This window comes from Cupriavidus sp. GW823-FHT07B10, assembly GCF_058794355.1.
The window spans coordinates 336,878-363,369 of sequence record NZ_JBXAGS010000005.1; the positions used below are offsets into that span (position 1 = coordinate 336,878).

The 26,492-nt window shown below is 63.8% G+C and carries 22 protein-coding genes and 1 pseudogene; 11 read left to right on the forward strand and 12 right to left on the reverse strand.

Translation table 11 applies throughout. The annotated features are described in order from the left end of the window. Positions 1-17 precede the first annotated feature (17 nt). The 9 genes from AC1Q6V_RS13905 to cyoA all read right to left on the reverse strand — a co-directional run bounded on the left by AC1Q6V_RS13905 (position 18) and on the right by cyoA (position 10,092). Positions 18-1,013, reverse strand: coding sequence for a Bug family tripartite tricarboxylate transporter substrate binding protein (locus tag AC1Q6V_RS13905; RefSeq protein ID WP_439672623.1), 996 nt, complete (start codon positions 1,011-1,013; stop codon positions 18-20). Positions 1,014-1,272: 259 nt separating this feature from the next. Next, positions 1,273-2,334: a beta-keto acid cleavage family enzyme gene (locus AC1Q6V_RS13910; protein WP_058698523.1), complete on the reverse strand. Its 1,062-nt coding sequence runs from the start codon at positions 2,332-2,334 to the stop codon at positions 1,273-1,275. A gap of 69 nt (positions 2,335-2,403) precedes the next feature. Continuing rightward, the gene (locus AC1Q6V_RS13915) at positions 2,404-3,384 is read right to left on the reverse strand and encodes a quinone oxidoreductase family protein (RefSeq protein WP_439669910.1); all 981 of its coding nucleotides are present in this window, start codon (positions 3,382-3,384) and stop codon (positions 2,404-2,406) included. A gap of 290 nt (positions 3,385-3,674) precedes the next feature. Next, positions 3,675-4,667 carry a Bug family tripartite tricarboxylate transporter substrate binding protein gene (locus AC1Q6V_RS13920; protein ID WP_058698524.1) on the reverse strand — a complete coding sequence of 331 codons (993 nt, stop codon included), beginning with the start codon at positions 4,665-4,667 and terminating at the stop codon, positions 3,675-3,677. A 173-nt stretch (positions 4,668-4,840) separates the two neighbouring features. Continuing rightward, positions 4,841-5,827 carry a hypothetical protein gene (locus AC1Q6V_RS13925; RefSeq protein ID WP_011616963.1) on the reverse strand — a complete coding sequence of 329 codons (987 nt, stop codon included), beginning with the start codon at positions 5,825-5,827 and terminating at the stop codon, positions 4,841-4,843. Positions 5,828-5,886: 59 nt separating this feature from the next. Beyond that, on the reverse strand, positions 5,887-6,312 hold the full coding sequence (gene cyoD, locus AC1Q6V_RS13930) for a cytochrome o ubiquinol oxidase subunit IV (protein ID WP_010809754.1): 426 nt from the start codon (positions 6,310-6,312) through the stop codon (positions 5,887-5,889). Continuing rightward, positions 6,309-6,965, reverse strand: coding sequence for a cytochrome o ubiquinol oxidase subunit III (gene cyoC, locus AC1Q6V_RS13935; RefSeq protein ID WP_010809753.1), 657 nt, complete (start codon positions 6,963-6,965; stop codon positions 6,309-6,311). The genes cyoD and cyoC overlap by 4 nt, the downstream gene beginning before the upstream one ends. Further along, entirely contained in the window at positions 6,958-8,961 is a 2,004-nt protein-coding gene (cyoB, locus tag AC1Q6V_RS13940; RefSeq protein WP_011616962.1) for a cytochrome o ubiquinol oxidase subunit I, read from the reverse strand. Before cyoB ends, cyoC begins: the two co-directional genes overlap by 8 nt. An 81-nt stretch (positions 8,962-9,042) precedes the next feature. Next, positions 9,043-10,092, reverse strand: coding sequence for a ubiquinol oxidase subunit II (gene cyoA, locus AC1Q6V_RS13945; protein ID WP_011616961.1), 1,050 nt, complete (start codon positions 10,090-10,092; stop codon positions 9,043-9,045). A gap of 177 nt (positions 10,093-10,269) precedes the next feature. On the opposite strand from cyoA, the gene AC1Q6V_RS13950 reads away from it, so the two are divergent. The 4 genes and pseudogenes from AC1Q6V_RS13950 to AC1Q6V_RS13965 form a co-directional block, all read left to right on the forward strand. Further along, entirely contained in the window at positions 10,270-11,589 is a 1,320-nt protein-coding gene (locus AC1Q6V_RS13950; RefSeq protein WP_011616960.1) for an MFS transporter, read from the forward strand. 183 nt (positions 11,590-11,772) lie between these two features. Continuing rightward, positions 11,773-12,681 (forward strand): DMT family transporter, encoded by a 909-nt coding sequence (locus AC1Q6V_RS13955; protein ID WP_010809749.1) that lies wholly within the window; start codon positions 11,773-11,775, stop codon positions 12,679-12,681. 351 nt (positions 12,682-13,032) lie between these two features. Continuing rightward, positions 13,033-13,593, forward strand: coding sequence for a cysteine peptidase family C39 domain-containing protein (locus AC1Q6V_RS13960; protein WP_010809748.1), 561 nt, complete (start codon positions 13,033-13,035; stop codon positions 13,591-13,593). Between the two features lie 6 nt (positions 13,594-13,599). Next, a pseudogene (locus tag AC1Q6V_RS13965) lies at positions 13,600-13,695 on the forward strand (IS5/IS1182 family transposase); the annotation flags it as partial. A gap of 238 nt (positions 13,696-13,933) precedes the next feature. On the opposite strand, the gene AC1Q6V_RS13970 reads toward AC1Q6V_RS13965, so the two are convergent. Beyond that, positions 13,934-15,181 carry a hypothetical protein gene (locus AC1Q6V_RS13970; protein ID WP_037024008.1) on the reverse strand — a complete coding sequence of 416 codons (1,248 nt, stop codon included), beginning with the start codon at positions 15,179-15,181 and terminating at the stop codon, positions 13,934-13,936. Positions 15,182-15,816: 635 nt separating this feature from the next. On the opposite strand from AC1Q6V_RS13970, the gene AC1Q6V_RS13975 reads away from it, so the two are divergent. Further along, on the forward strand, positions 15,817-16,851 hold the full coding sequence (locus tag AC1Q6V_RS13975) for an endonuclease/exonuclease/phosphatase family protein (RefSeq protein ID WP_010809746.1): 1,035 nt from the start codon (positions 15,817-15,819) through the stop codon (positions 16,849-16,851). A gap of 56 nt (positions 16,852-16,907) precedes the next feature. On the opposite strand, the gene ppk1 is transcribed toward AC1Q6V_RS13975, so the two are convergent. After that, positions 16,908-19,043: a polyphosphate kinase 1 gene (gene ppk1 / locus AC1Q6V_RS13980; RefSeq protein WP_439672618.1), complete on the reverse strand. Its 2,136-nt coding sequence runs from the start codon at positions 19,041-19,043 to the stop codon at positions 16,908-16,910. A gap of 201 nt (positions 19,044-19,244) precedes the next feature. Between ppk1 and AC1Q6V_RS13985 the strand changes: the two genes are divergently transcribed. The 5 genes from AC1Q6V_RS13985 (at position 19,245) to AC1Q6V_RS14005 (ending at position 24,254) form a co-directional block, all read left to right on the forward strand. Further along, positions 19,245-19,526 carry a hypothetical protein gene (locus AC1Q6V_RS13985; protein ID WP_010809744.1) on the forward strand — a complete coding sequence of 94 codons (282 nt, stop codon included), beginning with the start codon at positions 19,245-19,247 and terminating at the stop codon, positions 19,524-19,526. Between the two features lie 85 nt (positions 19,527-19,611). Continuing rightward, positions 19,612-19,842 carry a hypothetical protein gene (locus AC1Q6V_RS13990; RefSeq protein ID WP_041688054.1) on the forward strand — a complete coding sequence of 77 codons (231 nt, stop codon included), beginning with the start codon at positions 19,612-19,614 and terminating at the stop codon, positions 19,840-19,842. Then, positions 19,843-21,375, forward strand: a complete 1,533-nt coding sequence (locus tag AC1Q6V_RS13995; protein ID WP_454750575.1) for a CYTH and CHAD domain-containing protein — start codon at positions 19,843-19,845, stop codon at positions 21,373-21,375. It begins immediately after the preceding gene. A 326-nt stretch (positions 21,376-21,701) separates the two neighbouring features. Next, positions 21,702-22,742, forward strand: coding sequence for an isocitrate/isopropylmalate dehydrogenase family protein (locus AC1Q6V_RS14000; RefSeq protein WP_010809741.1), 1,041 nt, complete (start codon positions 21,702-21,704; stop codon positions 22,740-22,742). 189 nt (positions 22,743-22,931) lie between these two features. After that, on the forward strand, positions 22,932-24,254 hold the full coding sequence (locus AC1Q6V_RS14005; protein WP_439672615.1) for a CitMHS family transporter: 1,323 nt from the start codon (positions 22,932-22,934) through the stop codon (positions 24,252-24,254). Between the two features lie 131 nt (positions 24,255-24,385). Here AC1Q6V_RS14005 and AC1Q6V_RS14010 read toward each other — a convergent pair whose 3' ends face one another. Beyond that, the gene (locus AC1Q6V_RS14010) at positions 24,386-24,691 is read right to left on the reverse strand and encodes a hypothetical protein (RefSeq protein ID WP_136227858.1); all 306 of its coding nucleotides are present in this window, start codon (positions 24,689-24,691) and stop codon (positions 24,386-24,388) included. 225 nt (positions 24,692-24,916) lie between these two features. On the opposite strand from AC1Q6V_RS14010, the gene AC1Q6V_RS14015 reads away from it, so the two are divergent. Continuing rightward, the gene (locus AC1Q6V_RS14015; RefSeq protein WP_010809739.1) at positions 24,917-26,140 is read left to right on the forward strand and encodes a polyhydroxyalkanoate depolymerase; all 1,224 of its coding nucleotides are present in this window, start codon (positions 24,917-24,919) and stop codon (positions 26,138-26,140) included. The last annotated feature ends 352 nt before the right edge of the window (positions 26,141-26,492 follow it).

Sequence of the window (26,492 nt, forward strand, 5' to 3'; positions counted from 1 at the left end):
GCCGGGTGACTGCCGTATTATTCCGGCTGGTAGTTGATGGACTTCAGCAGCGCGGCCTGTTGCTGGTATGCCTGCTTCAGGTCCGCCATCATCTCTTCCGAGGTGGCGGCATTCCCCTGCTCCATGCCCATATCCTTGACGCGGTTCTGCACTGCGGGCTGCTTGAAATACGCCAGCGTCGCCTCGCGGATTTTTTGCTGGACCGCCGGAGCGACATCCGGGCGCGACCACACGGCGAACCAGCCCGCTTGCGCCAGCTGCGGGTAACCGAGCTCCTTGAACGTCGGCACATCCGCCAATCCGGCAATCCGGGTCGGATAGGCCACGGCAATCGCTCTGATCTTCCCCGCCTTGATCAGCGGCATTGAGGTAGTCACCCCATCGAACATCAGCGGCACATGGCCGCCCATCAGGTCGTTCAATGCCGGAGGAGAGCCCTTGTAGCCAACATGCCGCATTGGCACGTGGGTGAGTTGCCCGAGCAGTATGCCCGAGGTGTGGCCCCTCAATCCCGCAGCGTAGGAAGCGAAAACCAGGCCGTCCTTCTGCGATTTGCCGTAGTCCACCAACTGCTTGAGGTTAGAGACCGGCACATCCTTGTTGGCAACCAGCACCAACCCCGTGCGGCTGACCTGGGCCAGGGGCTTCAGGTCGGCAAAGGGCTTGTAATGGACCTTGTAGGCCAACGGCGCTTCGCTGACGACACCGCCCTGGATGACCAGAAGGGTATGGCCATCCTTGCCGGTGGCCTGCAAATCGCTGATCGCCAGCGCGCCGGCGGCACCAGGCTTGTTTTCCACGATCACCGGCTTGCTCCATGCCTTCTGCAGGCCTTCCGCCAGCAGCCGCGCCAGGGCGTCGGCGCTGCCGCCGGCAGGCCCCGCCACCACCAGGCGGATCGGCTTGCTTGGCCAACCCTCCTGGGCATGAGCCACGGGCACCCCACCGACGACACCGACTCCGATCGCCAGGGCGTATCCGCGCCACCATAGGTTATTGGTTCGCTTCCTCATGTCTGTACCTCTTGATTGCCGTCTTTTCTCAATTCTCGGATCGCCACGCGTCAACCGGCTTGACCGATCACGCCAAGTTGTTGTCGATTCGCGCAAACAGAGGGAAAACCCTGCTCGCGGTATCGGCCACACGGCAATTGAGGTCTGGGGGGTCCACGGCAGCAAGGCGAAAGAGCGGGACCCACACCGTCGCGGGTCCCGCCTTCGCCATCACATGTTGGGTCCGGGATGCCGGGCCGTCAGTTCCCCCAAGGGCTCTTTACATGCATTCGGCCTTGCGCAGGAAGCCCTGGTGGCCACCGTTACGATTGGGTGCGAAGCCATTCTTCTGAAGCGTCTCTTCCACCGTGTCGTAGAAGACCCCAAGCTGCAAGATCTCGCGGGTCTGCTGCGCCGTCGCGATGGGGCGACCAAATTCGCCGGCGATACGCACCAGTTGCTTGATCTGCTCGACGGTGCTCATCTTTCCCGTGCGGGTCTGGTTCCAGAGCACGTCCTCGATGCCACACCGCACATGCAGGCCCAAGGCCATGCCGATCATATTGATGGGAAGCACATTCAACACCGAACTCTCCACCGTTACCACGGCTCCGTCCGGCACAGCGCGCAGGATGTTTGCCAGGTTGTAGATGTTCGCCTGATCCATGCCGCCGCTGATAGCCACCCAGTTCATCACCAGCGGGCCCTTGTAGACGCCGCGGCGAATCATCCGCTCAATCGTTTCAAAGCTGTTGATGTTGTAGCACTGAAACTCACTCTGAATCCCGGCGGCTGTCAGACGCCGAACGTGCTCCTCGAACCAGCTGGGATTCGAGGGCACGACCATGTCCTTGTAGGTATCGTAGAGCTGCGCGAACCCTCGCGACAGTCCCTTGAAATCATCCACACCGGCATGCTCCGTCACATTCATCTGCGAGGTGTTGACGGTCACCGTCACCTGGTCGGGCTTAGGATCGAGTTCGGCCAGCATATGCCGCGTGTCATCGCTAAGCCATTTGGCGCCTTGGCCCTCTTCAGGCGCGAAGCTGATGGAGCCGCCCACCTGGATGACCATTTCAGGACAGGCCTTGCGCACGCCGGCGATCAGCTCATTGAACTTGGACAGGCGCTTGCTGCCCTTGCCGTCCTCTTCGCGCACGTGCAGATGCAGCACTCTCGCACCGGCTTCGTAGCAATCCACCGCCTTCTGGATCTGGTCCGCCATGGTGACCGGGATATCTTCCGGGAAGTCTGACGGGATCCAGCCCGGCGCATAGGGAGCGGCGGTGATGATCAGAGGCTGCTGGTTCTCGGGATACAGGTGGCCGTCAAGGAAGTTCATGTTGGTGGATCTCCGGGTTGAGATGTGAATCTTGAGAAGGTCGATGGATGAGACAGCTGCTTCGTGCCGTCAAATCACGAAAATGGACGAGCCGGTGGTCTTCCGCGACTCCAGGTCCCGGTGTGCCTGCACGGCATCCTCCAGGGCATAGCGCTGATTGATCCCGATGCGGATGCGGCCAGCCGCCACGTGGCCGAACAGCTCGCCGACCAGTTCCGCCTTCTCGGCAGGATCGGCGATATAGTCGGCCAGGCCCGGGCGCGTCAGGAATGCCGAGCCCTTGCGGGCCAGGATTGCCGGATCGAACCCGGTTACCGGGCCGGAGGCGAAACCCACGCACACCAGCAGGCCGCGGCGCCTGAGGGAGTCCAGCGAGGACATGAAGGTGTCCTTGCCCACGCTGTCGAAGACCACGTTCACGCCCACGCCGTCGGTCAGTTCCCGCACGCGCCTGGCCACGTCCTCATGGCTGTAGTTGATGGTGTGGTCACAGCCGTGGGCGCGCGCCACTTCGGCCTTGGCATCGGTCGAAACCGTGCCGATCACCGTCAGCCCCAACAATTTGGCCCACTGCGCAACGATCAGGCCAACACCACCTGCCGCGGCATGCAGCAGGATGGAGTCGCCCGCCTTGAAGGGGTAGATCCGGCGCATCAGGTAGGCCGCCGACAAACCGCGCATGGTCATGGCCGCCGCGACTTCGCAACTGATTGCCTGCGGCAGCCTGATCAGCGGACCGGCAGAGATCAGCCGCTCCGTGCTGTAGGCGCCCAGCGTGTTGGTAAATCCGGTGTAGGTCACACGGTCGCCGACCGCCAGATGGGTGACGCCGGCACCGACAGCCTCAATCACGCCAGCGGCCTCGTTGCCGACGCCGCTGGGCAGCGGCACCTTGTACGTGCCGCTGCGGAAGTAGGTATCGGCGAAGTTCAGGCCTGCCGCCACGTGGCGGACGCGGACCTCCCCCGCTCCGGGCTCACCAACGCTGCCGTCCTCAAGACGAAGGACGTCGGGTCCGCCGGTTTCATAGAACTTAACGATTTTCGCCATGCCGTCTCCTGTTCTCTATCGAATATGACCGTTCACCTGCGGATCGGCGGTTGAGCTCGCCGAAGGACAAACCGGTTTGGTGATGCAGTGGATGGGGTGATGTCTGGGTGTGTTTCGCGACGATCGAATCATCTGGCAGGGGGCAACGTTCCGCTTTACCTGGCACGCCTTGAACTTTCCTTCTTATGACAAGGCTTCGCTGGTGCAGGCGCACTGGATCGTTGACGGCCGGCTGCCATCATGGCGGGCAGTGAGCCGCTGGGCAGGCCGCAATGACGGGGCGCCAGCCCCTATTCGTCGACCCTGATCCCTGCGTCGCTAGCGATCTTCGACCAGACTTGCAGATCACTGCGGACGATCTCGCCCAGCTGCGCGGAGGTCTTTACCGGCGGCGGCTCGAAGTTCAGTTTCTTCATCAGCGCCGCGATCTCCGGCAATGCCTGCACCTTGTTGGCCTCATCGGACAGCCGCTTCACGATCGCCGGACTGGTTCCGGCCGGGGCGAACATGCCGAACCATCCCACCGTGTTGAACTTGTAGCCCTGTTCACTCATGGTCTTGACGTCGGCAAGCTGTGGCGAGCGCACGTTGCCGACGATGGCAATGCCACGCACCTTCCCGGAACGCAGGAACGGAACCGCGACGCTGGGATCGGTCCAGCCGATCTTCAGCACCCCTGAGGAAAGCTCGGTGAGCAGTTGACTTGTTGTCCGATATGCGACGTGCTCGGTCTTCATGCCGGTCTGCTTCTTCAGCCATTCCATGGTCAAGTGCGCGGACGAGCCGGTGGCCCAGCTGCCATAGCTGTACTTGTCCGGATTCGCCTTCACCAGCTCGATGAGTCCTGGCAAGTCGTGCACCGGCAGATCCGGGCTCACCAGCAGCAACACCCCACCCGCGGCTGTCTGCGCGATCGGCATGAGGCCCTTTCTTGCCTCCTGGGATATGGACTTCATGACGGCAGGCGCAACCACCATGTTGGATGCCGTTGTGTAGAGAATCGTGTAGCCGTCCGGCGCCGCCTTGAGAACGGCATTGGTTCCGATCACCCCGCTGCCGCCCGGCCGGTTCTCCACGACCACGGCCTGCTTCAGCGATTCGGAAAGGCGCTGCGCCATGGCCCGCGCCAGCGCGTCGGTTCCCGAGCCGGGAGACGACGGAACGATCATTTGAATCGGGCGTGCGGGCCAGGTTTCCTGTGCCTGCAGCGGCCCTGGCGCGCACAGGGCAATGATTGCCTCTGCGCACAATGTGATGGCGAGCAGCTTCTTCAGTGATGACATCGTCGTCCCCAGTTCTCTCGACTATTCCCCAGCCTGAAAAGTGCTGCCAGCCCACCATTGGGCGGCCAGCGATTGCTACCGGCTCAGGCTATCGTGCGCAAATCATAGCAGTCGCAATTTTTATTGTCGACATGAATATATTTGGCTGGGTCGCGAGGTTGCCGGGGATCGATTCAGCCCGGCTTCTTGCCCGTTGGCGCCGTGCCCTCCGTCGCGGGCGCCTCGAAGGCATCGAACAAAAAATCGGGGGCGCTGGTGTTGTGGCGCGACCGGACGGTACGGCCGAATCGCACCGCGGTTGCCTGCATTGAAGTAACTGCCATCACCGGCTTCCTGATGGCCTCACCAGCCGGCCCGGTCGTCCAGGTGACCTCGCTCGCGTCTGCGTTGTCGTCGGCAACATACATGGAGCGCAGCATCGCGAACGCGCGCTTGGCGTCATAGGCCGGCAGGAACCGGACATCGAGCGCTGTACGCATGTCGCTGATTTCAGTGATCGCGACCGTTGCCTGGCCTCCGCCAGTGAAATGCAGCGTGAAAGCCAAGGGCTGCGGCTCGATTTCTATCCGAGCGATGTTGACCACCGGGCGCCCTTCCTGCTCTATCGGCCCCAGCAGGAACGAAGAGCCATAGGCATTGACACCCAGGTGGCGGGCCGGCAACGGTTTCGCCCGCCAGTAGCCATCGGCGGGATAGAGCACCAGGACCTCGGTACGGGTCCGCCCGGATTTCCGGAACACCTGGATCAGGTGAAAACCGGCATCGGCCCTGCCCGCTACCGTGACCGGCACCCGATGTGGCCGCCAGAAGCTTGCGAACGTGATCCCGACAATGGCAATGTCCCTGCCGTCGTAAAGGGTGACCGTGCGCGGCACGAAGACATGGCGGGGATCAGTCGGGTGAGGCGTCTTGCCGAAGTTGCACCCGGAGAAATCCGGCGCGGAGCTGTCAATGCGGATGGCGTTGACGTAGGGCGGATGCAATGCCTGGATGCGGAACCTGCCAACCGCGGCGGCGGACAGCGCGAACGAGACATTGTCTTCTTCCGCGCATGGGCCTGGCGTGCTGAAGTTCTCGACCTCCACGGCCAGCCGCTGCGCGCAAGCCGGCACGGAAAGCAGCGCCAGGCACAGGGTCGCGACAAGGCGCGTTGCGCGCATGCCAGGCTCCGTGAACGGGAATGAGGCGGGATCCGATTCCCGCCTGCGTGGACCTGTTCCTACTTGGTCCTGGGCGGCACGATCGCAGTGCCGGCGTCGGTGGTGCGCTCATGCTGCATGGTCGGCATCATGTTGCTGTTCAGGTGGAACATCACCCAGAGCGAACCCGTCAGCGTGATCACCACCAGCACCAGCGTGAACATCAGCGACAGCATGTTCCAGCCGCCCTCCGACCGCGCGTTCATGTGCAGGAAGTAGATCATGTGCACCACGATCTGCACGGCCCCGATCAGCAGGATAACGATGGCGGTGGTGGACGACTTGTCGAACACCTTTCCCATCACCAGCCAGAACGGGATCGCGGTCAGGAAGACAGACAGCACGAAGCCCGTCAGGTAGCCGCCCAGCGTGGCATGCGGCCCCACGTCCTCGTCATGCCCGTGGCTGTGTCCGTGGCTGTCCAGCGTTTCGTCGTGCGCGCTCATGGCAACGCTCCCATCAGGTAGACGAAGGTAAAGACGCCGATCCAGACGACGTCAAGAAAGTGCCAGAACATCGACAGGCACATCAGCCTGCGCTTGTTGGCCGTGATCAGCCCGTGCTGCGCCACCTGGGTCATCAGCACGACCAGCCAGATGATGCCGCACGTGACATGCAGCCCGTGGGTTCCGACCAGTGCGAAGAACGAGGTCAGGAACGCGCTGCGCTGCGGCCCTGCGCCCTCATTGATCAGGTGCGCGAACTCATAAAGCTCGACCGCCAGGAACCCCGCGCCGAAGACCCCCGTGATGGCCAGCCAGATCTGGGTTCCGGCGATGCGGTTCTGCTGCATCTGCAGCATGGCAAAGCCGTAGGTAATCGAAGACAACAGCAGGAACGAGGTGTTCAGTGCCACCAGCGGCAGCTCGAACAGCTCTGCCCCGCTCGGTCCCCCCGCATACTCCCGGCCCAGCACGCCATACGCGGCGAACAGGCAAGCGAATATCAGGCAGTCGCTCATCAGGTAAAGCCAGAACCCCAGCAGCGTCCCGTTCTGCGGGTGATGGTCTTCGGGCAGGTAGAACTGGTAGCCTCCCGGCGGGGCCGCGTCCGCGGTGCCGGTGCCGCTCACATGGTTGGGAAAGGTCGTGTCAGCCATGGCCAGCCATCCGTTGTGTGCGCGCCGCTTCGGTCTGGACCACCAGGTCGGCCGGGAGGTAATAGTCGCGCTGGTAGTTGAACGTATGGATGATCGCGCCGATGATCGTCGCCGCGAACGATGCTGCCGCCAGCCACCAGATGTGCCAGATCAACGCGAAACCGCAGAGCGTGGAGAACCCCGCGAGCACGATGCCGGCCGCGGTGTTCTTCGGCATATGGATCGGAATAAAGCCCTGCTGCGGCCGCGCGTAGCCATTCTGCTTCATGTGCCACCAGGCGTCGGTGTCGTGCACTACCGGCGTAAAGGCAAAGTTGTACTGCGGCGGCGGGGATGAAGTCGACCATTCGAGCGTGCGGCCGTTCCACGGATCGCCAGTCAGGTCCCGAAGCTCCTCGCGGTGGATGAAGCTGACCACCAGCTGGACCAGGAAGCAGGCAATGCCGATGGCGATCAGCAAGGCGCCGAACGCAGCCAGCTGGAACCAGACCTGGTGCGTCGCGTCCTCGAAATGGCTCATGCGCCGGGTCACGCCATGCAGCCCCAGCCAGTACAGCGGCATGAACGCAAAGTAGAAGCCGACCAGCCAGAACCAGAACGATGCCTTGCCCCAGGACGAGACCAGGCGATAGCCGAATGCCTTCGGGAACCAGTAAGTAATGCCTGCCATCAGGCCGAACAGCACGCCGCCGATGATCACGTTGTGGAAATGCGCGATCAGGAACAGGCTGTTGTGCAAGGAGAAGTCAGCCGGCGGCACCGCCAGCAGCACGCCGGTCATGCCGCCGATCACGAACGTGACCATGAAGCCGATGGTCCAGAGCATGGGGGGCTCGAAGCGGATCTTGCCGTGGTACATCGTGAACAGCCAGTTGAAGATCTTGGCACCGGTCGGGATCGATATGATCATGGTGGTGATGCCGAAGAACGAATTGACGCTGGCGCCCGATCCCATCGTGAAGAAATGGTGCAACCAGACCAGGTACGACAGCACGGTGATCACTACCGTGGCGTAGACCATCGACGCGTACCCGAACAGGCGCTTGCGGCAGAACGTGGCGACCACTTCCGAGAACACCCCGAACACCGGAAGCACAAGGATGTACACCTCCGGATGGCCCCATATCCAGATCAGGTTCACGTACATCATGGCGCTGCCGCCCAGCTCGGTGGTGAAGAAGTTGGTGCCGACGTAGCGGTCGAGCGCAAGCAGCGCCAGCGCCGCGGTCAGCACCGGGAACGCGGCAATGATCAGCACGTTGGTGCACAGCGCGGTCCAGGTGAAGATCGGCATGCGCATCAGCGTCATGCCGGGCGCCCGCATCTTGACGATGGTCACCAGCAGGTTGATGCCGGATAGCAAGGTCCCTACCCCGGCCACCTGCAGCGCCCATATGTAATAGTCGACGCCGACGTCAGGGCTGTGGATGATGCCGGACAAGGGCGGATAGGCCAGCCAGCCGGTGCGCGCGAACTCGCCCACGAACAGCGACATCATGACCAGGATGGCACCGCCCGTGGTCATCCAGAAGCTGAAGTTGTTCAGGAACGGGAAGGCCACGTCGCGCGCGCCGATCTGCAGCGGCATGACGAAGTTCATCAACCCCGTGACCAGCGGCATGGCGACGAAGAAGATCATGATCACGCCGTGCGCGGTAAAGATCTGGTCGTAGTGGTGCGGCGGCAGGTAGCCAAGGTTGTCGCCGAACGCGATGGCCTGCTGGATGCGCATCATGATCGCGTCGGCAAAACCCCGCAGCAGCATCACGATGCCCAGGATCACATACATGATGCCGATCTTCTTGTGGTCGATGCTGGTGAACCATTCCCGCCACAGGTAGCCCCAGAGGCGATAGTAGGTGAGCGCCGCGACGATTGCGCCCCCACCGATCACCACCACGATGAAGGTGCCGAGCAGGATGGGATCGTGCAGCGGGAGGGCCTCCCACGAAAGCCGGCCGAAGATCAAATTGGCGAGTTCCGAGCGCTCGGGCATGTTTGTCACCTGGGGCCTGAATTAACCAACCATGGCCGATGGGGCTGGCCAGTACCGCAAGGGAAGATCCGGATCCGCACCCTACTGCAGCAGCACCCGGCCGTCATTGCGCGCGGACTCCGACGCGAACACGGGCGCTGTGGCCGCGGTGTTGCGCGCCGTGCAGATGCCGGCGAACGGGTCGAATTTGCCGCGGCTGCGGTCAAGCGCCATGGTGTCTGCCATGCACCGCCCGCCGCCCACGCAACGGTTCAGGATCAGGTCGTAGAGGCCTGGCGCCACACTGGCATAGCGTTGCACCGCGTCGCGCTCGCTGGGCTGCGCGAGCTTGAGGTACGTATCCGTGGACAGGCCCTGGCCCGACGACTTGACCTGCTGGATCCAGCTCTCGAAGTCCTGGTTGGACAGCCCATGGAACTTGAAACGCATGTGGGAGAAGCCCGCGCCGCTGTAGTTGGCCGAGAAGCCTTCATACACGCCGGACTTGTTGATCACGGCATGCAGCTTGGTTTCCATGCCGGGCATGGCGTAGACCATGCCCGCCAGCGACGGGACGAAGAATGCGTTCATCACCGAGGTGGCGGTGATGCGGAAAGCGATGGGCCGGTCGACCGGCGCCGCCAGCTCGTTGACGGTGGCGATGCCCTGCTCGGGATACAGGAACAGCCACTTCCAGTCCATCGCCACCACCTCCACCGTCAGCGGCTTCACGTCTGCCGGGACCGGCCGGCCTGCGTCGATCCGCGTCAGCGGCCGGTACGGATCGAGCTGGTGGGTGCTGACCCAGGTCACGGCGCCCAGCGCGATGATGATCAGCAGCGGCGCGGCCCAGATCGCCAGCTCGAGCACAGTGGAATGGTCCCAGTCGGGGTTGTAGGGCGCATCGGTCGCACTTTCCCGATAGCGCCACGCAAACAGCAGCGTGAGGATGATCACCGGAACGATGATCAGCAACATCAGGCAGGTGGCAATGATGATCAGGTCGCGCTGGCGCAGGGCCATGTCGCCGGATGGCGCAAGCAGCACTGCGTTACAACCGGCCAGGCACGCCAGCATGACTGCGGCGGCACATCGCAGCAGTAGTCTTCCCTGCACACGTCTTGGCGGCACTACAGAGTCGAAGCGGCCCATAGTCTCGGAAGTGGCGTCTGAGGAATATCGGCAAACTGCCGGCGAACTCACCTTTCGTTTTTCTATGGCAGTTTAGGCGCTATTCTTGTCAGTGCGAGACTTAAGAGCCAATTTCATCGGAATGGGGTCGGCTCCATGTGCAGTATCGACGCACTCCTGCCAGAAGGAGACTTGACGATGGCCAGCCTCACCCACCAGCATCGCGCATCGCCGACTGCACCTCCGGCGCCCGGCCACCACCAGGTGGCACCCGCCGAGATCGCCACCGGGGTGGTGATCGGACGGGCCTCGGAGTACTTTGACTTCTTCGTGTACGGCATCGCCTCCGTGCTTGTCTTCCCGGCGGTCTACTTCCCGTTTGCGAGCGAGCTGGCGGGGTTGCTCTTCAGTTTCACGATCTTCTCGTTTGCGTTTATCGGACGCCCGTTCGGCACCGCGCTGTTCATGCGCATCCAGCGGCGCTGGGGCCGCGGCATCAAGCTGACGGCGTCGCTGTTCCTGCTCGGCACGGCCACGGTGGGGATTGCGTTCCTGCCGTCGTACGCCTCGATCGGGGCCGCGTCGATCTACCTGCTGGCGCTGTTCCGCTTCCTTCAGGGCATTGCGTTCGGCGGGTCGTGGGACGGGCTGCCGTCGCTGCTGGCGCTCAACACGCCGGAGGACAAGCGCGGCTGGTATGCGATGGTGGGCCAGCTCGGCGCACCCACCGGGTTTATCGTCGCCAGTTCGCTGTACCTGTTCCTGCATGCCAGCCTGACCCCGCCTGAATTCATCGAGTGGGGCTGGCGCTATCCGTTCTACGTGGCCTTCGCCATCAACGTCGTGGCACTGTTTGCACGGCTGCGCCTGGTGGTGACCCATGAGTACACGCAACTGCTCGAAGAAGACGAGCTGGAGCCGATCAGCACCTTGCAGATGGTGAACGCGCAAGGCTTCAACATCTTCCTGGGGGCCTTTGCTGCGCTGGCCAGCTATGCGCTGTTCCACCTTGTCACGGTGTTCCCGCTGTCCTGGGTGATCCTGCACCGCTCGCAGAGCATCTCCGACGTGCTGGCCGTGCAGATCGTGGGCGGCTTCATCGCGTTCATCGGCACGCTGCTTTCCGGCTGGATCGCGGACCGCGTCGGCCGGCGCACCACGCTGTCGGCAATGGCCGTGCTGATCGGCATCTTCAGCCTGGCAACGCCGTGGCTGCTCGGTGGCGGCGCGACCGGCCAGGACATCTTCATCCTGGTCGGCTTCGGCTTGCTGGGCCTGTCGTACGGACAGGCTGCGGGCGTGGTGACGTCGAACTTCGAACGCCGCTTCCGCTACACCGGAGCCGCGCTGACCACGGACTTCGGCTGGCTGTTCGGCGCCGCCTTTGCGCCGCTGGTGGCGCTGGGCCTGTCTTCGCTGTTCGGCCTCGCGGCGGTCAGCCTCTACCTGCTGTCTGGCGTGATCGGCACGCTGGCCGCCTTGCGCATCAGCCGGGCGCTCGGGACGCCTGACATGTGACTGCGGTCATGGCCTGCGCAAGGCCATGACGATTCCCCTGCGACGGGCGGGCTGATTCGCCGCCCGATTTCCTCTTGCGCTTCCTTGCTTGCTGGCCCCTGCCCGGCTGCCTGACCCTTGGCGCCTGGCGCCCCGGCGCCGCATATGGCGGATAATGCGCTATTCGCAAGCACTTCCCTCCCCATGCCCGCAAGCAGCAACACCACTGGACGCATCGACTGGACAACGCTGTTCCTGCTTACCTTCCCGCCACTGAGCTGGGCCGGCAATGCCATCGTCGGCCGCCTGGCCGCCGGCACGGTGCCACCCATCACCTTGAACTCTGTGCGCTGGGTGCTGGCAGGGCTGCTGCTGGCACCCTTTGCCTGGCGCGGCGTGATCGAGCACCGCGCGGCACTGCGCCGGCACGCCGGCGTGATCACCGCCCTGGGCGTGCTTTCGATCGCCAGCTATAACGCCCTGCAGTACCTGGCGCTGACCACCTCGACCCCGATCAACGTGACGCTGATCGGCGCATCCACGCCGCTGTTTCTGATCGTGATCGGCGCGATCTGTTTTCGCGAACGGGTGAAGCCATGGCATGTCACCGGGGCACTGCTGTGCATGGTCGGCGTGACCTTCGTCCTGGTACGCGGCGAACTGGGCCGGCTCGCCCAGCTGGACCTGGTTGCCGGCGACCTGTTCATGCTGGCCGCCACCATCGCCTGGAGCGGCTATACCTGGCTGCTGCGCAAACAGCGGCCCGCCGTGCCCCTGCCCGTGCTGCTGTTCGCGCAGATCGTCACCGGCGTACTGGCAAGCGCTCCCGTGACGGCATGGGAGCTGATGACGCTGGACCAGCCGCTGCAATGGAGCGGCAAGGTCGCGGCCATCCTGCTCTATGTAGCAACCATTCCCTCGCTGCTCGCCTACTTTGCCTGGGACCGCGCCATCGCCCGCGCGGGCGCTCAGTTGCCGGTGTTCTTTATCACCCTGACGCCGGTATTCGCGGCGCTGCTGTCCACGCTGCTGCTGGGCGACTGGCCCCGCTGGTACCACGCGGTGGGGCTGGCCGCGATCGCGGCGGGAATCTGGCTGGCGCAGCGGCGTTGAGGGGGCCGGCCGGTCCACACCAGGGACCAGGCATGCCCCGGGCGTTTCAATCCTGAATCAGTCTCGCTGCGGCTGCACTAACCTGTTTGCACGATGGGCTCGCGCAACCTGGTGCACTACCCTCGCAGTAGAGCTCACACCACTGAAACCGGGGGGGGAATCATGGGTGAACGGAATCCGCGCGGGCGACACGCGTCGGCTGACCTTGCACGATGCGAGGCGCCAGCAAAAGACATCGAAGCTGAATCAGCGCCATCGCGGCGCACACAGCAACCCAGGATAAGGCCCACGGTGCATCCCGGCACTTCCGACCTGCATTTCATTGCTGGCCGCCGGGAGCCTCCTGCCGCAATGAGCCGGCTCACGGCTGCGGACGATCCGTTGCTGGGCTGCCTGCTGTTGCTGAACCGGGCCCTGCAACGGACGGTGCCTTCAGCGGTCCTGCTGGAAGGGCTGCCGCTGGACGGGCAGGCCCTGACGTTGCCGCTGCTCTGCACTGCGGCGGCGCGCGCCGGCTTGTCGACCCGGCTGGCGGAGCACGACCTCGACGATATCCCGGATACCTCGATACCGGCCATGCTGTTGCTGGACAAGAACAGGCCGTGCGTACTGCTGCAGCGCTGCGAGCACGGACGGTTTCTCGTCGCCCTGCCAGGCTGGGGCGGTGGGGTGCAGGAAGTCAGCCGCGAGGAACTGCTGACCCAGTACAGCGGGCACGCCGTCTTCGCGCAGCCAACGCTGCAAGCGGCCGTGTCAGCCGATACGGAGCCGGCACAGCCGTGCCCGTGGCCCGGCGACGCGATGCGGCCATCATGGCGGCGCCGTTGGGAGCGGCTGCTTGCCTCGACGCTCAGGGCACTATGCCTGCGGGGCAGGCTGCCGGCTGAGGATGTGGTCCGCGCTGGTGGCTAGTCATTGTCCGGCCAGACAGGCGCGGCTCCGATGACGCATCAGGGCGTCGGCGATGCCGACGTGTTGCCCGAACTGCTCTGCCAGGTCCCCACCGACAGGTCACGTTGAGCGGAAACCGCATCTCGTAGCGGTGGCCGACATCCTCGGTCAACCCGGCCGGGGTCATCGGCGCTCCGCACTGTCCCGGTATGCAATAGGTCAAGCCGAACGCGCTGCACGCAGTCGTTCACCATGCCAGGCGCCTTGGGGAAATGAAAAGGAGGCAGGGCAATTTGCCCTGCCTCCGCTCAGGCGCCGGTCTGCCCTCCCCGGCACAGACGCGCGCCCCCGTCCAACCGGCTTAGATGACGCAGGCAAGCTTGACGGTGAGGCCTCCCCAATCGGTGGCCTGGTTGGTGTCGACCTGTACCTGCAGCTTGTCGTTGCGGTTGACGGTTCCGGACGGCACCTCCTGGCTGCAGCTCTGCTGGCCATTGCTGATCTTGCAGCTCAGGTCCCTGACCGGCGTGATGGTCGCTGAAGCGCCGGCCCCTGTCACCGTGTGCACCGAAATGTCCAGCGTTCCCTGCACCTTGCCGAGTGTGGTGGCAGTGAGCGTGACACGGCTGCAATCGTAGGGGATCACGACGCCGAAGTCCGAAGGCAAGGGAACCGCCCCGCCGGCGCCGGTCATGGCATAGTTGCCGCGGCTGAGCGTGGCTGGCACGTTGAAGTTGCCGTTGTAGACGGTGCCTGTCCCCATGCTCACGCCCGAAGTTGGCCACTTGCCGCCCGCCTTGGGACCGTACAGCGTCGAGGTCGTGGTGTCGAAATAGAAGTCGCCATCGACGCCGATGTCGTCGGTCGGCGCACCGCTGCCGTACAGGATGTGACCGCCATTGCCTGCAGTGCCGCCACCGGTGCCGCCGGTGCCGCCGCTGCCGCCCGGCTGGGTGACCAGCGAGACCCCTGCCGGCCACACGTCATTGGCCTTGGGCCCGTACAGCGTCCAGGTGTCGGTGTCGAGGTAGTAGTCGCCATTGTTGCCAACGCTGTTGGCTGGTGCCCCCGCGCCCGTCAGGACGACGCCGCCACCGGTGCCCGACCCGGTGCCGCCACCCATCTGGACGCCCGGCGGCCACGTGCCGTTTGCCTTGGGCCCGAACAGGGTCGAGGTGGAGGTATTGATGTAGTAGTCGCCATTGTTGCCGACGCTGTCGGTCGGATCGACCGAGCCGGACAGGATGGTGTTCCCGGCCGCTCCGGTATTGCCGGTACCCGCCACCGAAACCCCTGCCGGCCACGTGCCGTTTGCCTTGGGCCCGAACAGCATCCAGGTCACGGTATTCAGGTAGAAGTCCCCGTCCTTGCCGATCTCGGGCCCGGGATCAGTGGTACCCGACAGCATGGCGCTGCTGCTGGCGGCGGTCTGCGTTGCGGGCGTTGTTGGCGTCGTGGGTGACGCTGGCGCTGACGTTCCCGTGCCTGGGGCTGTGGCGGCGGCGCTGGCAGGCGTCGATTCGCCCCCCCCGCCTCCCCCGCAACCGGCGGCCGTGATGACCAGACAGGCGAGCGGCAAAGCCACAAGTTTCAAATGGATGCGTTTCATGGATGGACCCCTTTCCCTGGCTTTTGAGCACATAGAATTCGTCAGCCTTGGCAAGCGCCAACGATGAGGTCAATCTAGCTGGCGGAATCGGAATGGAAAATCGGCTCTATGGACGAGCTTCGGTTATGCGAAATGGCGTCCCGCAGCGCGGATGAAAATGCCCGCGCGGGATAATGCCGGAGCGCTCGGCACTATTCACGGGGTACAGTCGCCGCGGGGCTGCGTAATTCCCGTGAAGCCTTGCAGGACAAGGCATTTCCGGCCATGGAAAGTGGCTTCCGGAGGCTCCGGCAGCCACCGCGGACACTGTTTTCCAGCGCCCCGAAAATGCCGCCAATCGCCACTGGAGTGGAATGCCGGCGCGAGCTGAACGGCTTAGCGAGGAAGTATTAGACAGGCCGCCAGAGCAGTCGGAAAAAGTATGTATAGCAAATGAAACGTCATGGGCGACAGAAAATTAATGGTGAAGGCAGGCCACTGTCCGAATACCCACTCGGCACGATCGGGCTGTGAGATGTCGACCCGCGGGTATCCTCGCGTGGCCCGGCGATTGTCATCGAAACGAGATAGACACCGGGCGCCAGGCTTGCTGAACTCCGGGGGCGATTCGCGCATGCGCCAACGGAGAGTCCGCCATGAACCTGAAGACACTAAGTATCGCGACGTTCAACCTGTACAACCTGAATGTGCCGGGCCTGCCTCTCTATACCGACCGCAACGGCTGGAGCGAGCAGGAATACGAGCGCAAGATCGCCTGGACGGCGAGCCAGCTGAAGCTGATCGACGCCGACGTGGTCGGATTCCAGGAGCTGTGGCATGGCGACGCGCTGCTCGCGGCAGTCGAGGCCGCCGGCCTGGCCGATGCCTATGACGTGCTGGTGCCGGACAACGCCAATGGCAAGGGCATTGTGTGCGCAGCCATCGTCCGCCGCGGGTTGCTCGCAGGCGAGGCCGAGTGGATCGCCGATTTTCCCGAGAAATTCGTGCTGAAATCGAAGGGAGACGATCCGCAGACACCGCAGATCAGCGTCAGTATTCGCGGCTTTTCCCGGCCGGTCCTGCATTTCACCATCCGGCCGCGCGAGGATGAGCCTGCCATGCACATGTACGTTTGCCATTTCAAGTCGAAGCAGCCGACCCGGATCGATGGCGAGGCCTGGTATGAAAAGGAAATCTACGCGAAACATGCCAAAGCCGTCGGCGCTGCGTTGTCGACGATCCGGCGTACCGCCGAAGCGGCCGCGCTGCGCTTCATGCTGACCGACAGCATGAAAGGCAACAACACCGCAGTGGTGGTGATGGGCGATATCAACGACGGCCAACTGAGCAATACCGCCAATATCCTGACCGAGCAGCCTGCCTATCTGGTGGGTGACTCGGTCGGTGGTGGCGATATTGCGCTCTATACCGCGCAGACATTGCAGGAATACCGGGACACGCGCGATGTCTACTACACCCATGTCTTCCAGGATTTTCGCGAATCGCTTGATCACATCCTGGTCAGCGAGCAGCTATATGACAACAGCAAGCGGCGCCGCTGGCTGTTCGACGGGCTCATTATCAACAACGATCACCTGAACTTTAGCGATCACAAGGGCCTGGGCACCAACGACCATGGCATCATCCGCGCGGTGTTCAGACACCGGCCGATCCAGGACGATCTCGGTTGAGCAGCGGCACGGCCACGCAGGCGCGGTGCCGCGCCAGCGTGGCCCTTATGCAGGGCTCACGTCAACGCCGACAGCAGGATATTCTGCGCGCCCTCGCCGTCACGCGAGGCCTGACGCTCGTATGTTCCGTCCGGCGCCATCTGCCAGGTGTCACGCCGGTCTGCCAGGTACGGTTTCAGCCCTTCCGCGATAACGCGCTCCTTCAACCCGGCATCAAGGATGGGAAAGCAGATCTCGATCCGCCGGGACAGGCTTCGCTCCATCCATTCACCGCTGGATAGCATGACCTTTTCCGCCCCGCCATCGTGAAAATAAAAGATGCGCGAGTGCTCGAGAAACCGGCCCATGACGGATTTCACCGTAATGTTCTCCGACAGGCCGGCAACGCCGGGGCGCAGCGCACAGGCGCCCCGGATGATCAGGTCGATACGGACTCCGTCGCGTGAGGCGTCGTACAGCGCCTGAATCAGGTCGGGTTCCAGCAGCGCATTCATCTTGACCACGATCCATCCCTTGCGACCGGCCCTAGCGTGCCCGGCTTCGCGCCGGATCGCTTCAAGCAACCCCGTCTTCAAGGTGAAGGGCGATTGCCAGATATGGGTCATGCAATGGGTCTGGCCACGACCAGTCAGCTGGCTGAACACTTGCGCCACATCCTGCGTCAGCGACTCATTGCAGGTGAGCAATCCAAAATCCGTATAGGTGCGCGTGGTCTGGTGGTGATAGTTCCCGGTTCCGAGATGCACATAGCGCCGGAGCTTCCCACCCTCGCGTCGCAAGACCATCACCATCTTGGCGTGCGCCTTGAAGCCGACGACCCCATAGATGACATGCGCGCCGACTTCCTCCAGTTGCGTTGCCCAACCGATATTGGCCTCTTCATCGAAGCGGGCCAGCAGTTCCACCACGACGGTGACTTCCTTGCCGTTGCGCGCGGCCTCAATCAGTGCCGAGAGCAGGACCGAGTCGTGCCCGGCCCGATACACCGTCTGGCTGATTGCCACCACATCGGGGTCCTGTGCCGCCTGCCTGACAAAGTCCACCACCGGTGTGAACGACTGGAACGGGTGATGCAGCAGGATGTCGCCCTCGCGAATGGCGCGGAAGATATCGGAATGCTCGTGCAGCACCTTCGGCAGGCCGGCCCGGAAAGGCAGGTACTTCAGTTCCGGCCGGTCCACCTGATCTGGCACCTGCATCAGGCGAACCAGGTTGACCGGTCCGTTGACGGAGAACACCTCGCTTGCCGCCAGGCCGAACTGCTGCTGCAGGAACCCAGTCATTGCCGGCGTGCAGTTGTCAGCCACTTCCAGCCGGACCGCATCACCATAATGACGGTGCGGCAGTTCGCCTTGCAGCGCCTCGCGCAGGTTCTTGACCTCTTCCTCGTCCACGAACAGTTCGCTGTTGCGGGTCACGCGGAACTGATAGCAGCCGCGCACGGTCATGCCACTGAACAGCTCGCCGACGTGGGCATGCAGGATGGAAGAAAGGAACACAAAGCCATGCTCGCATCCGGCGATCTCCGGTGGCAGGGCGATCACCCGCGGCAACGCTCGTGGCGCCTGCACGATCGCATAGCCGGAGTTGCGCCCGAACGCATCCTTGCCCTCGAGTTCAACGGCGAAATTCAGGCTTTTGTTGAGCACCCGTGGAAACGGATGCGCCGGGTCCAGGCCGATCGGCGTCAGGACTGGCATCAGTTCGGCGAAGAAGAACTCCCGGATCCATTCCGCCTGCGCGAGGTTCCACGAGGGCCGCCGCAAGAAGCGGATCTGCTGCTCGGCCATGGCCGGAATCAGCATGTCATTGAACAGGCGGTACTGCTGATCGACCAGTTCCCGGACCCGTTGGTTGACCCTGGCATAGACCGCCTGCGGCGTCAGCCCGTCCGGGCCGACCACCGGAGACTGAAGCAAGCACTGCTCCTTCAGGCCGGCCACGCGGATCTCGTAGAACTCATCCAGATTGCTGCTGAAGGTACACAGGGCACGCAGGCGCTCAAGCAGCGGCACCGCGGGATCGGCGGCCTGCTCCAGCACGCGGCCGAAGAACTCCAGCTGGCTGAGTTCGCGGTTGATATAGAGCTCATTGCCATTCAGCAGGCCATCCGGGTCGACCGGGGTGCCGAGGCGCCCCTCCTCCGCGTCAATTGGCGGCGCATTCTGCATGGGATCGGATTCGGGTTTCATGATTGGAATGTCGGTGCGGGGGAATCCTTCCCGATTCTAGCTGGCGTATTGCGCATATCGAGGCGAATCTGATCGCACTGGTCCCGCGAAATACGTACCATCTTACGAGCATTCGCTGCGTAAAATGATCTGACGCGCCCACTGGAGCCGCCAATGACACACGAAATACCATCTGCGACCGAGACCACCCCCGAAGGTCTGATGCGCTTGATCGAGCATATTGGAGGTGCTGCAGCGCAAGGTCACCTTGACCCGGAGTTTGTGCGCAAGCTGGGCAAGCGCATTGCCAACGAATTGCAGCAGATGAAAGCGACCAGGCTACCGGGTGACCGCGAGCTGGCGGGCCTGGACGACGGCATAGAGGCCCTGCTGCTGGCCGCGGACCGCAAGCACGGCGCCAGGCTGACCCGATCGCTGCAGAAGTTGCGGGAGCACGAAAGCCCCTTTCCCGGCGGGGAGTCGAATGCAAGCCAGTCGCACTAGCAGTGCTGCCTGGTGAAGTGAGTTCATTAAGCAGATGGTTCAATGACCTGGGTCGTTATTGCCACCGCAGATAACCTTGGAACCTATGTCAAAGACTGACAAGAAGCGATACCTGAAAGCACTCAACCGGCGCCTGAAGAAAGAATCGTCCGGAAAGTTCGATACGGTCTTTGTCTTCGACCCGTGCGGCTCGAAGCCGAAGAACGCCACCGGGGTGACGACCAGCGGCCCTGCCAGTGACGAGACCCTTGCAGTGATGAACGCAGTCCAGGCCAGGGTATTCGAAAAATTCGAGGGCACGGCAAAGCTCGGATAAATGGAGCGCGAACTCAAGCTCGAGTTGCTGCAGGACCAGGCCGAAGGGCTGATCGGCTTGCCCCTGGTGTCGTCCTGCTGCGTGGAGCCGCCGCACGAAGACAGGCTCGTGAGCACGTATTTCGATACGTCGGATCTTGCTTTTCGGCGTATGCACGCCTCGCTGCGCGTGCGGCAAGCAGGTGAACATTATGTACAGACGTTGAAGACCGGGGGCACGCAGCATGGGGCGCTTTACGAGCGGGAAGAGTTTGAGTCGGCAGTTCCCGGAAATACGCCAGATCTTGGTGCACTGCGAGACAAATTGCCCGAGGGCACTGCGCTGGGGACGCTGCTGCGTGAAGGCGACCTGGCGGAACGGCTGAAGCCGATCTTCATCACGGATGTCCGGCGCACGGTGCTGCTGTTGCGCTTGCCACAGGGGGACGAGGTCGAACTGGCGGTCGATCGCGGCGTTGTCCGCGCGAACGACGCCACGGAGCCGATCCGCGAGCTTGAGATGGAGATCCAGACCGGTGAGCCCGCCCATCTGTCAGCGTTTGCCCTGCGGCTGCTCGACGCAGTGCCAATGCGCCTGAGCCGCGCCAGCAAAGGCGACCGTGGCTATGCGCTGGTCGCTGACGAGGCCAATGAAGCGGTACGGGCGGAGCCCCTCAGACTGGCCGAAGCAGGGTCGGCTGAAGCCGTGTTTCAGTGCATTGCCGAGAGCTGCCTGGCGCAAATCTCGGGGAACGAACGCGGCGTGGTCAATGGCTCCAATCCGGAGAGCGTGCACCAGATGCGTGTCGGCCTGCGTCGCCTGCGCTCCGCGCTTGATATCTTCGAGCCGCTGCTGGCCTGCCCGCCGGCACTGCAATCGAACCTCAAATGGATTGCCGATGAACTGGGCCCCGCACGTGACTGGGAAGTGCTTGCCAACACCACCTTGCGTGACGCATTCGATGGGGCGCCGGAGGACGTGGGCGCGGGCGCGGTGCTTGCCGCGGCGAAGGCAGTCGCAGCCGATGCGCGGCAACGCGCGGCCCAGGCCGTGAATTCCGATCGTTACACCCGGCTGATCCTGACGCTGAGCCATTGGCTGGGCAGCGCGGACTGGCGCCATGGCCTTGACGAGGCGCAGCGCGCGGCACTCACGGGACCCGCCAGGGACTTCGCGCTGGCCACGCTGCGCAAACGGCAACGCAGGCTGCTCAAGCGGGGGCGGGGCATGGCAAAGCTCGATGAGCAGCGGCGCCATCGTGCGCGTATCGCCGCAAAGAAGCTGCGCTACGCGACCGAGTTCTTTGAATCCTTGTTTGCCGCGAATAAGGTGCGCCGCTATCGCCGGCAACTGTCGCGCCTGCAGGATGACCTGGGATGGCGCAATGATATGGCGGTTGCAGAGGGATTGTTGCTGCGCCTGGCGACAGAGCGGGAGCAGCTTGCCATTGGCTGTGGCTATGCGCGCGGCTATATCGCAAGGGCTGTCAGCATTGACCGGCAGCCGCTGCGCTGCCTCTGGAAACAATTCAAGGCGGCACGCCTGCCCGCTTAGCGCGGCTCCGGGCGTCAGTGCACGTTCATCGTCGCGGCCAGTCCTGGCGCACTGCACCGGCGATGCTTTCACTGTCGCCGGCCCCGATTCGTCGGTCGTTCTCCGTCAGCAGGGTTCGTCGCCCTCCGCGTAAACCCCAATGACATAGCCGGCACATTGACAGTTTCCTGACAGCCTTCCCCGCCTAGAATCGGGCCCCTGGTCATCCGGACCGGCGGCAAACGCCGGAATCCGCAACCGGCGCCCCCCGGCGACGAGAAACACAGCCTCCCTGGCCCGGCGCCCTGGCCGGCCAGCGAAACGCTCAATTCACGACAGGAACGCAAATGGAAAACGGTGCACGCGAACAGATCCCGGCCACGCTGATCCCAGGCGACGGGATCGGTCCCGAAGTAGTGGACGCCACCGTCAGGGTGCTGGAAGCGCTGGGCGCCCCGTTTGCCTGGGATATCCGGCGCGCGGGGATGGCCGGCGTCGAATACAGCGGCGATCCCCTGCCGCAAGACACGCTGGACAGCATCGGCCGCACCGGCCTGGCCCTGAAGGGGCCGCTGACCACGCCGGTGGGCGGTGGCTTCCGCTCGGTCAATGTGCGCCTGCGCGAGGCGTTCAACCTCTATGCCAACGTGCGCCCTGCCCGCACGCTGGTGCCGGGCCGCTTCGAGAATATCGACCTGGTGCTGGTGCGCGAGAACGTCGGCGGCTTCTATGTGGCCCATGACTACTACATCCCGGTTGGCGACGACCCGCATGCGGTGGCGGTGTCCACCGGCACCAACACGCGCGACGCGTGCCGGCGCATTGCCCGCTTCGCCTTCGAGTACGCCGTCAGGAACGGCCGCAAGAAGATCACGGTGGTGCACAAGGCCAATATCCTGAAGGCGCTCACCGGCATCTTCCTGGAAGCGGCGCGCGAGGTCGCCAGGGACTACGCGGGCCGCGTGGACATGGACGACATCATTGTCGACGCCTGCGCCATGCAGCTGGTGCTCAACCCGTGGCGCTTCGACATGCTGCTCTGTACCAACCTGTTCGGCGACATCCTGTCGGACCAGATCGCCGGCCTGGTTGGCGGGCTTGGCATGGCGCCGGGCGCCAACATCGGCGACCAGGCCGCGATCTTCGAGGCGGTGCACGGCTCGGCGCCAGACATCGCCGGCAAAGGCATTGCCAACCCGATCTCGCTGATGCTGGCCGCCGGCCTGATGCTCGACCACGTGGGCCGCCAGGACCTGGCCACGCGCCTGCGCACGGCCATCGAGCTGACGCTGGTCCAGGACCAGGTGAAGACCGGCGACCTCCACGGCACGGCCACCACGCTGCAGTTCGCGGACGCGGTAGTGAAACGCATCGCTTCCGCCAGCTGAGCCGCGCCCGCGCGGCCCGCCCGGGCCAGCGCGCAAGACTGCCACCCTCCGCGGTCATTCCATACCCGGCACGCCCTGTCGTGCCGGCGGGATCGGCCTTGCTTTTAACCTCGTGCGCCGCACGGACGCACACACACACCCGCCCGCATGCGCCCCACGCTGCAGGGCGGCAAAGAGATACAGAAAAAGATGTTGACCCTGCTCGCCTATTCGATGGTGATCGTGTTCATGGCATTGATCATGACAAAACGGCTCTCCGCCATGGTGGCGCTGATCCTGGTTCCGATTGCGTTCGCCGCGATCGGCGGTTTCGGCCCGGAACTCGGCCCGATGATGCTGGACGGCGTCAAGAAGCTGGCGCCGACCGGCGTGATGCTGATGTTCGCCATCCTGTATTTCGGCCTGATGATCGATGCCGGGCTGTTCGATCCGGTGGTGCGCGCGATCCTGAAGATAGTGGGCGGCGATCCGGTCAAGATCATCATGGGCACCTTCGTGCTGGCCGCGCTGGTGTCGCTCGACGGCGACGGCTCGACCACTTACATGATCACCTGCGCCGCCATGCTCCCGCTCTACAAGCGCCTGGGCATCAGCCGGCTGGTGCTGGCCTGCGTGATCATGATGGCCGGCGGGCTGATGAACATCCTGCCCTGGGGCGGCCCGACCGCGCGTGCCGCCAGCGCGCTGGGCGTGGACGTGGGGTCGCTGTTCGTGCCGATGATCCTGCCGATGATTGTCACCGGCATGTGGGGCCTGTTCGTGGCATTCCTGCTCGGCCGCCGCGAACGCAACCGGCTTGGCAGCATCGCACTGATGCGCACCGGGGCCGGCGATGACGGCCATGCCATGCCGGAGGCCGCCGCCGGCGATCCGCGGATCGCCAGGCCGAAGCTGCTGTGGTTCAACTTCCTGCTAACCTGCGGCCTGATGGTGCTGCTGGTTCTCGGCACCTTGCCGCTGCCTGCGCTGTTCATCATCGCATCCGCCATCGCGCTGATGGTCAACTACCCGAGCCTGCACGAACAGAAGGAGCGCATGGGCGCGCATGCCGCCAACGTCGTGCCGGTGGTGTCGCTGATTTTCGCCGCCGGCATCTTCGTCGGAATCCTGTCGGGCACCAAGATGGTCGACGCCATCGCCAACAGCGTCATCAGCGCCGTGCCGGACTGGATGGGTCCCTACATGGCCCTGGTGACCGGGGTGCTGAGCATTCCGTTCACGTTCTTTATCTCGAACGACGCGTTCTACTTCGGCATCCTGCCGATCCTGGCCAAGGCTGCCGCCGTCTATGGCATCGGCGCGGCGGAGATCGGACGCGCCTCGCTGATCGGGCAGCAGGTTCACCTGCTGAGCCCCCTGGTCGCGTCGACCTACCTGCTGGTCGGCCTGGCCGAGGTCGAATTTGGCGATCACCAGCGCTATACGCTGCTCTGGGCGCTGTCGGCGGCAGTGGTCATGATGCTGGCTACCGTTGCCTTCGGCGTGATTCCGGTCATTGGCCGGGCAGCGTGACAGCGAGGAAGCGGGACCGGGCGGGTCAACCACATCCGCCTGCCTGGCGTTTTACCCGAACGCAACTTGCAAAAATTTACAAATAGCCGAGCAGATGGCCCGGCTGCGTCCGCCCTGCTGGCAATAGAGGATCACATATCGCCTGCACATAAGGCCACATTCGCATCGAATGATCCCGCAAAGGTTCCTTCGTTGCCAAGGACGTATGCAAAGGGTTGCAATAGGGTTAGATCGAATATGTTACTGAATGTAAATGGCGTAACTTGATTGCAAGCTGTTCCGCTGGCATTGCGACGCAATGCTGGTGGCTTGAGTAGTAGGGGGGCATCATGCAGCATTCCAGCCGATTCGCGTGCGACCTGGGCCGCGCGCATCAGTCCGGCCGCAACGGCCGCCACGGCAAGACCGGAGCCTCCCGCAGCCAGTCCATTCGACATCGACGGCACCTGAGCCGCGCGCAGCACTTCTCAGTGCACCAGCGCCACCTTCCCACCTACGCACCCGCGGCAGAAGCCTGTCGCCCGCCCGCCCACCTTGCACGAAGCCGGCCATGCGGCTGTCGGGCACGCCAACAGCGCTGAAGCCCGCATTGCGCAGCACCCGGTTTGCCGGCCCCTGCGCCAGAACAACACACCAACCAATTCAAAAAGGCGGGAATCGCAATGGCGCTCTATGCTCTGCGGGAACTCACGCTGCAGTCCCTTGGCCCGCTCGGGGCGATGATCGAGGCAGGTTATCGTGCAGTCAATTTCTGGGGCGAGTCGGTCGCCTGGCTTCCGGGGCTGCGCGAGGCCGACGCCGCGCTTGAGTTGTTCACCCGGCTGACCAAGGCCTATGGCAAACCAAGCTTTGAGATCGACGAGGTCTTCGTGCGCGGCCAGCGGGTGGCCGTCACCGAGACCGCGCTCATCGAGGAGCCCTTCTGCCGGCTGCTGCATTTCAGGAAGGACATGTCCAATCCTGGCCCCCGGGTGTTGCTGGTGGCGCCGCTCTCCGGCCACTACGCCACCCTGCTGCGCCCGACGGTCGAGGCATTGCTGCCCGGGCATGATGTCTACATCACCGACTGGGCCGATGCGCGCCTGGTCCCGCTTGACGCCGGGCACTTCGATCTTGGCTGCTATGTCGATTACCTGAAAAAGTTCTTGCGATACCTCGGCGCCGGCACGCATATCGTCGCGGTTTGCCAGCCCGGGGTCCCGGTGCTTTGCGCGGTCGCCCAGATGGCCGAAGACAACGAGCAGGTGCAGCCCCGCTCCATGACCCTGATCGCCGCGCCGATCGACACGCGCGTCAGCCCGACGGCGGTCGACCAGTTCGCGCAGCAATATTCGCTGGCGTGGTTCGAGGCCAACGTCATCGAACGGGTGCCCGCCGGCTACCCGGGAAACGGGCGCCGGGTTTATCCAGGCTTCCTCCAACTGGCAGGCTTCGTATCGATGAACGTCGCACAGCACGCCGGTGCGCACCTCGACTTCTACCGCCACCTGGTCGATGGCAGGCAGACCGAGGCAGCCAGGCACCGCAAGTTCTATGACGAGTACAACGCCGTGCTCGACGTGCCGGCCGAGTACTACCTGGAAACCATCCAGAAGGTTTTCCTGGAGCATCACCTGTGCCGCGGCCGCATGGAAGTCGGCCAGCGCCGTGTCTACCCCGAGGCCATTGCCAACGTTTCATTGCTGACCATCGAAGGCAGCGAGGATGACATCACCGGCCGCGGCCAGACCGAAGCGGCTCACGCGCTCTGCGCAGGTCTTGCCGCCGACCGGAAAGAACACCTGGTCGTCGACGGCGTGGGTCACTACGGCACCTTCGCCGGCCAGCGTTTCCGGGAATCCATCCTGCCCGCCATGACGCAGTTCATTCAACGGTGCGCCGACTGAGCGCTCCGTCGCCTTGGCGAGGCCAGTTGCGCAAGCTTCCAGGCGGGGACTGGCAAACAGTACAACGCCAACGTACGCCAGCAAACAGACCTTGCCGATGGCCGTGGCACCTTTGCTCTCATGGCGATCCGGCATGCGCGAGCGCCGCCTGTAGTGACCTTCGGAAGCAGGCCGCGATGGCGGCCTTGTTGCTGGTGGTCGTGTCTGCCTCACCGCATCTCCTGTCGGGACCAGGGTCGGCTGGAGTTTTTGTGCGCCAGCGTCTATAACGGAACGCCTGCACGTCCCGCACTTGTGCTCGGAATAACAGCCGGGAGCTTTTGCCTGGCGACGTGACATCTGCCAGCTCTTC

Excerpts from the sequence above, each read along its gene's own strand:
- AC1Q6V_RS13905 (WP_439672623.1), bottom strand. The coding sequence starts at position 1,013 with ATGAGGAAGCGAACCAATAACCTATGGTGGCGCGGATACGCCCTGGCG.
- AC1Q6V_RS13910 (WP_058698523.1), bottom strand. The coding sequence starts at position 2,334 with ATGAACTTCCTTGACGGCCACCTGTATCCCGAGAACCAGCAGCCTCTG.
- AC1Q6V_RS13915 (WP_439669910.1), bottom strand. The coding sequence starts at position 3,384 with ATGGCGAAAATCGTTAAGTTCTATGAAACCGGCGGACCCGACGTCCTT.
- AC1Q6V_RS13920 (WP_058698524.1), bottom strand. The coding sequence starts at position 4,667 with ATGTCATCACTGAAGAAGCTGCTCGCCATCACATTGTGCGCAGAGGCA.
- AC1Q6V_RS13925 (WP_011616963.1), bottom strand. The coding sequence starts at position 5,827 with ATGCGCGCAACGCGCCTTGTCGCGACCCTGTGCCTGGCGCTGCTTTCC.
- cyoD (WP_010809754.1), bottom strand. The coding sequence starts at position 6,312 with ATGAGCGCGCACGACGAAACGCTGGACAGCCACGGACACAGCCACGGG.
- cyoC (WP_010809753.1), bottom strand. The coding sequence starts at position 6,965 with ATGGCTGACACGACCTTTCCCAACCATGTGAGCGGCACCGGCACCGCG.
- cyoB (WP_011616962.1), bottom strand. The coding sequence starts at position 8,961 with ATGCCCGAGCGCTCGGAACTCGCCAATTTGATCTTCGGCCGGCTTTCG.
- cyoA (WP_011616961.1), bottom strand. The coding sequence starts at position 10,092 with ATGGGCCGCTTCGACTCTGTAGTGCCGCCAAGACGTGTGCAGGGAAGA.
- AC1Q6V_RS13950 (WP_011616960.1), top strand. The coding sequence starts at position 10,270 with ATGGCCAGCCTCACCCACCAGCATCGCGCATCGCCGACTGCACCTCCG.
- AC1Q6V_RS13955 (WP_010809749.1), top strand. The coding sequence starts at position 11,773 with ATGCCCGCAAGCAGCAACACCACTGGACGCATCGACTGGACAACGCTG.
- AC1Q6V_RS13960 (WP_010809748.1), top strand. The coding sequence starts at position 13,033 with ATGAGCCGGCTCACGGCTGCGGACGATCCGTTGCTGGGCTGCCTGCTG.
- AC1Q6V_RS13970 (WP_037024008.1), bottom strand. The coding sequence starts at position 15,181 with ATGAAACGCATCCATTTGAAACTTGTGGCTTTGCCGCTCGCCTGTCTG.
- AC1Q6V_RS13975 (WP_010809746.1), top strand. The coding sequence starts at position 15,817 with ATGAACCTGAAGACACTAAGTATCGCGACGTTCAACCTGTACAACCTG.
- ppk1 (WP_439672618.1), bottom strand. The coding sequence starts at position 19,043 with ATGAAACCCGAATCCGATCCCATGCAGAATGCGCCGCCAATTGACGCG.
- AC1Q6V_RS13985 (WP_010809744.1), top strand. The coding sequence starts at position 19,245 with ATGCGCTTGATCGAGCATATTGGAGGTGCTGCAGCGCAAGGTCACCTT.
- AC1Q6V_RS13990 (WP_041688054.1), top strand. The coding sequence starts at position 19,612 with ATGTCAAAGACTGACAAGAAGCGATACCTGAAAGCACTCAACCGGCGC.
- AC1Q6V_RS13995 (WP_454750575.1), top strand. The coding sequence starts at position 19,843 with ATGGAGCGCGAACTCAAGCTCGAGTTGCTGCAGGACCAGGCCGAAGGG.
- AC1Q6V_RS14000 (WP_010809741.1), top strand. The coding sequence starts at position 21,702 with ATGGAAAACGGTGCACGCGAACAGATCCCGGCCACGCTGATCCCAGGC.
- AC1Q6V_RS14005 (WP_439672615.1), top strand. The coding sequence starts at position 22,932 with ATGTTGACCCTGCTCGCCTATTCGATGGTGATCGTGTTCATGGCATTG.
- AC1Q6V_RS14010 (WP_136227858.1), bottom strand. The coding sequence starts at position 24,691 with ATGTCGAATGGACTGGCTGCGGGAGGCTCCGGTCTTGCCGTGGCGGCC.
- AC1Q6V_RS14015 (WP_010809739.1), top strand. The coding sequence starts at position 24,917 with ATGGCGCTCTATGCTCTGCGGGAACTCACGCTGCAGTCCCTTGGCCCG.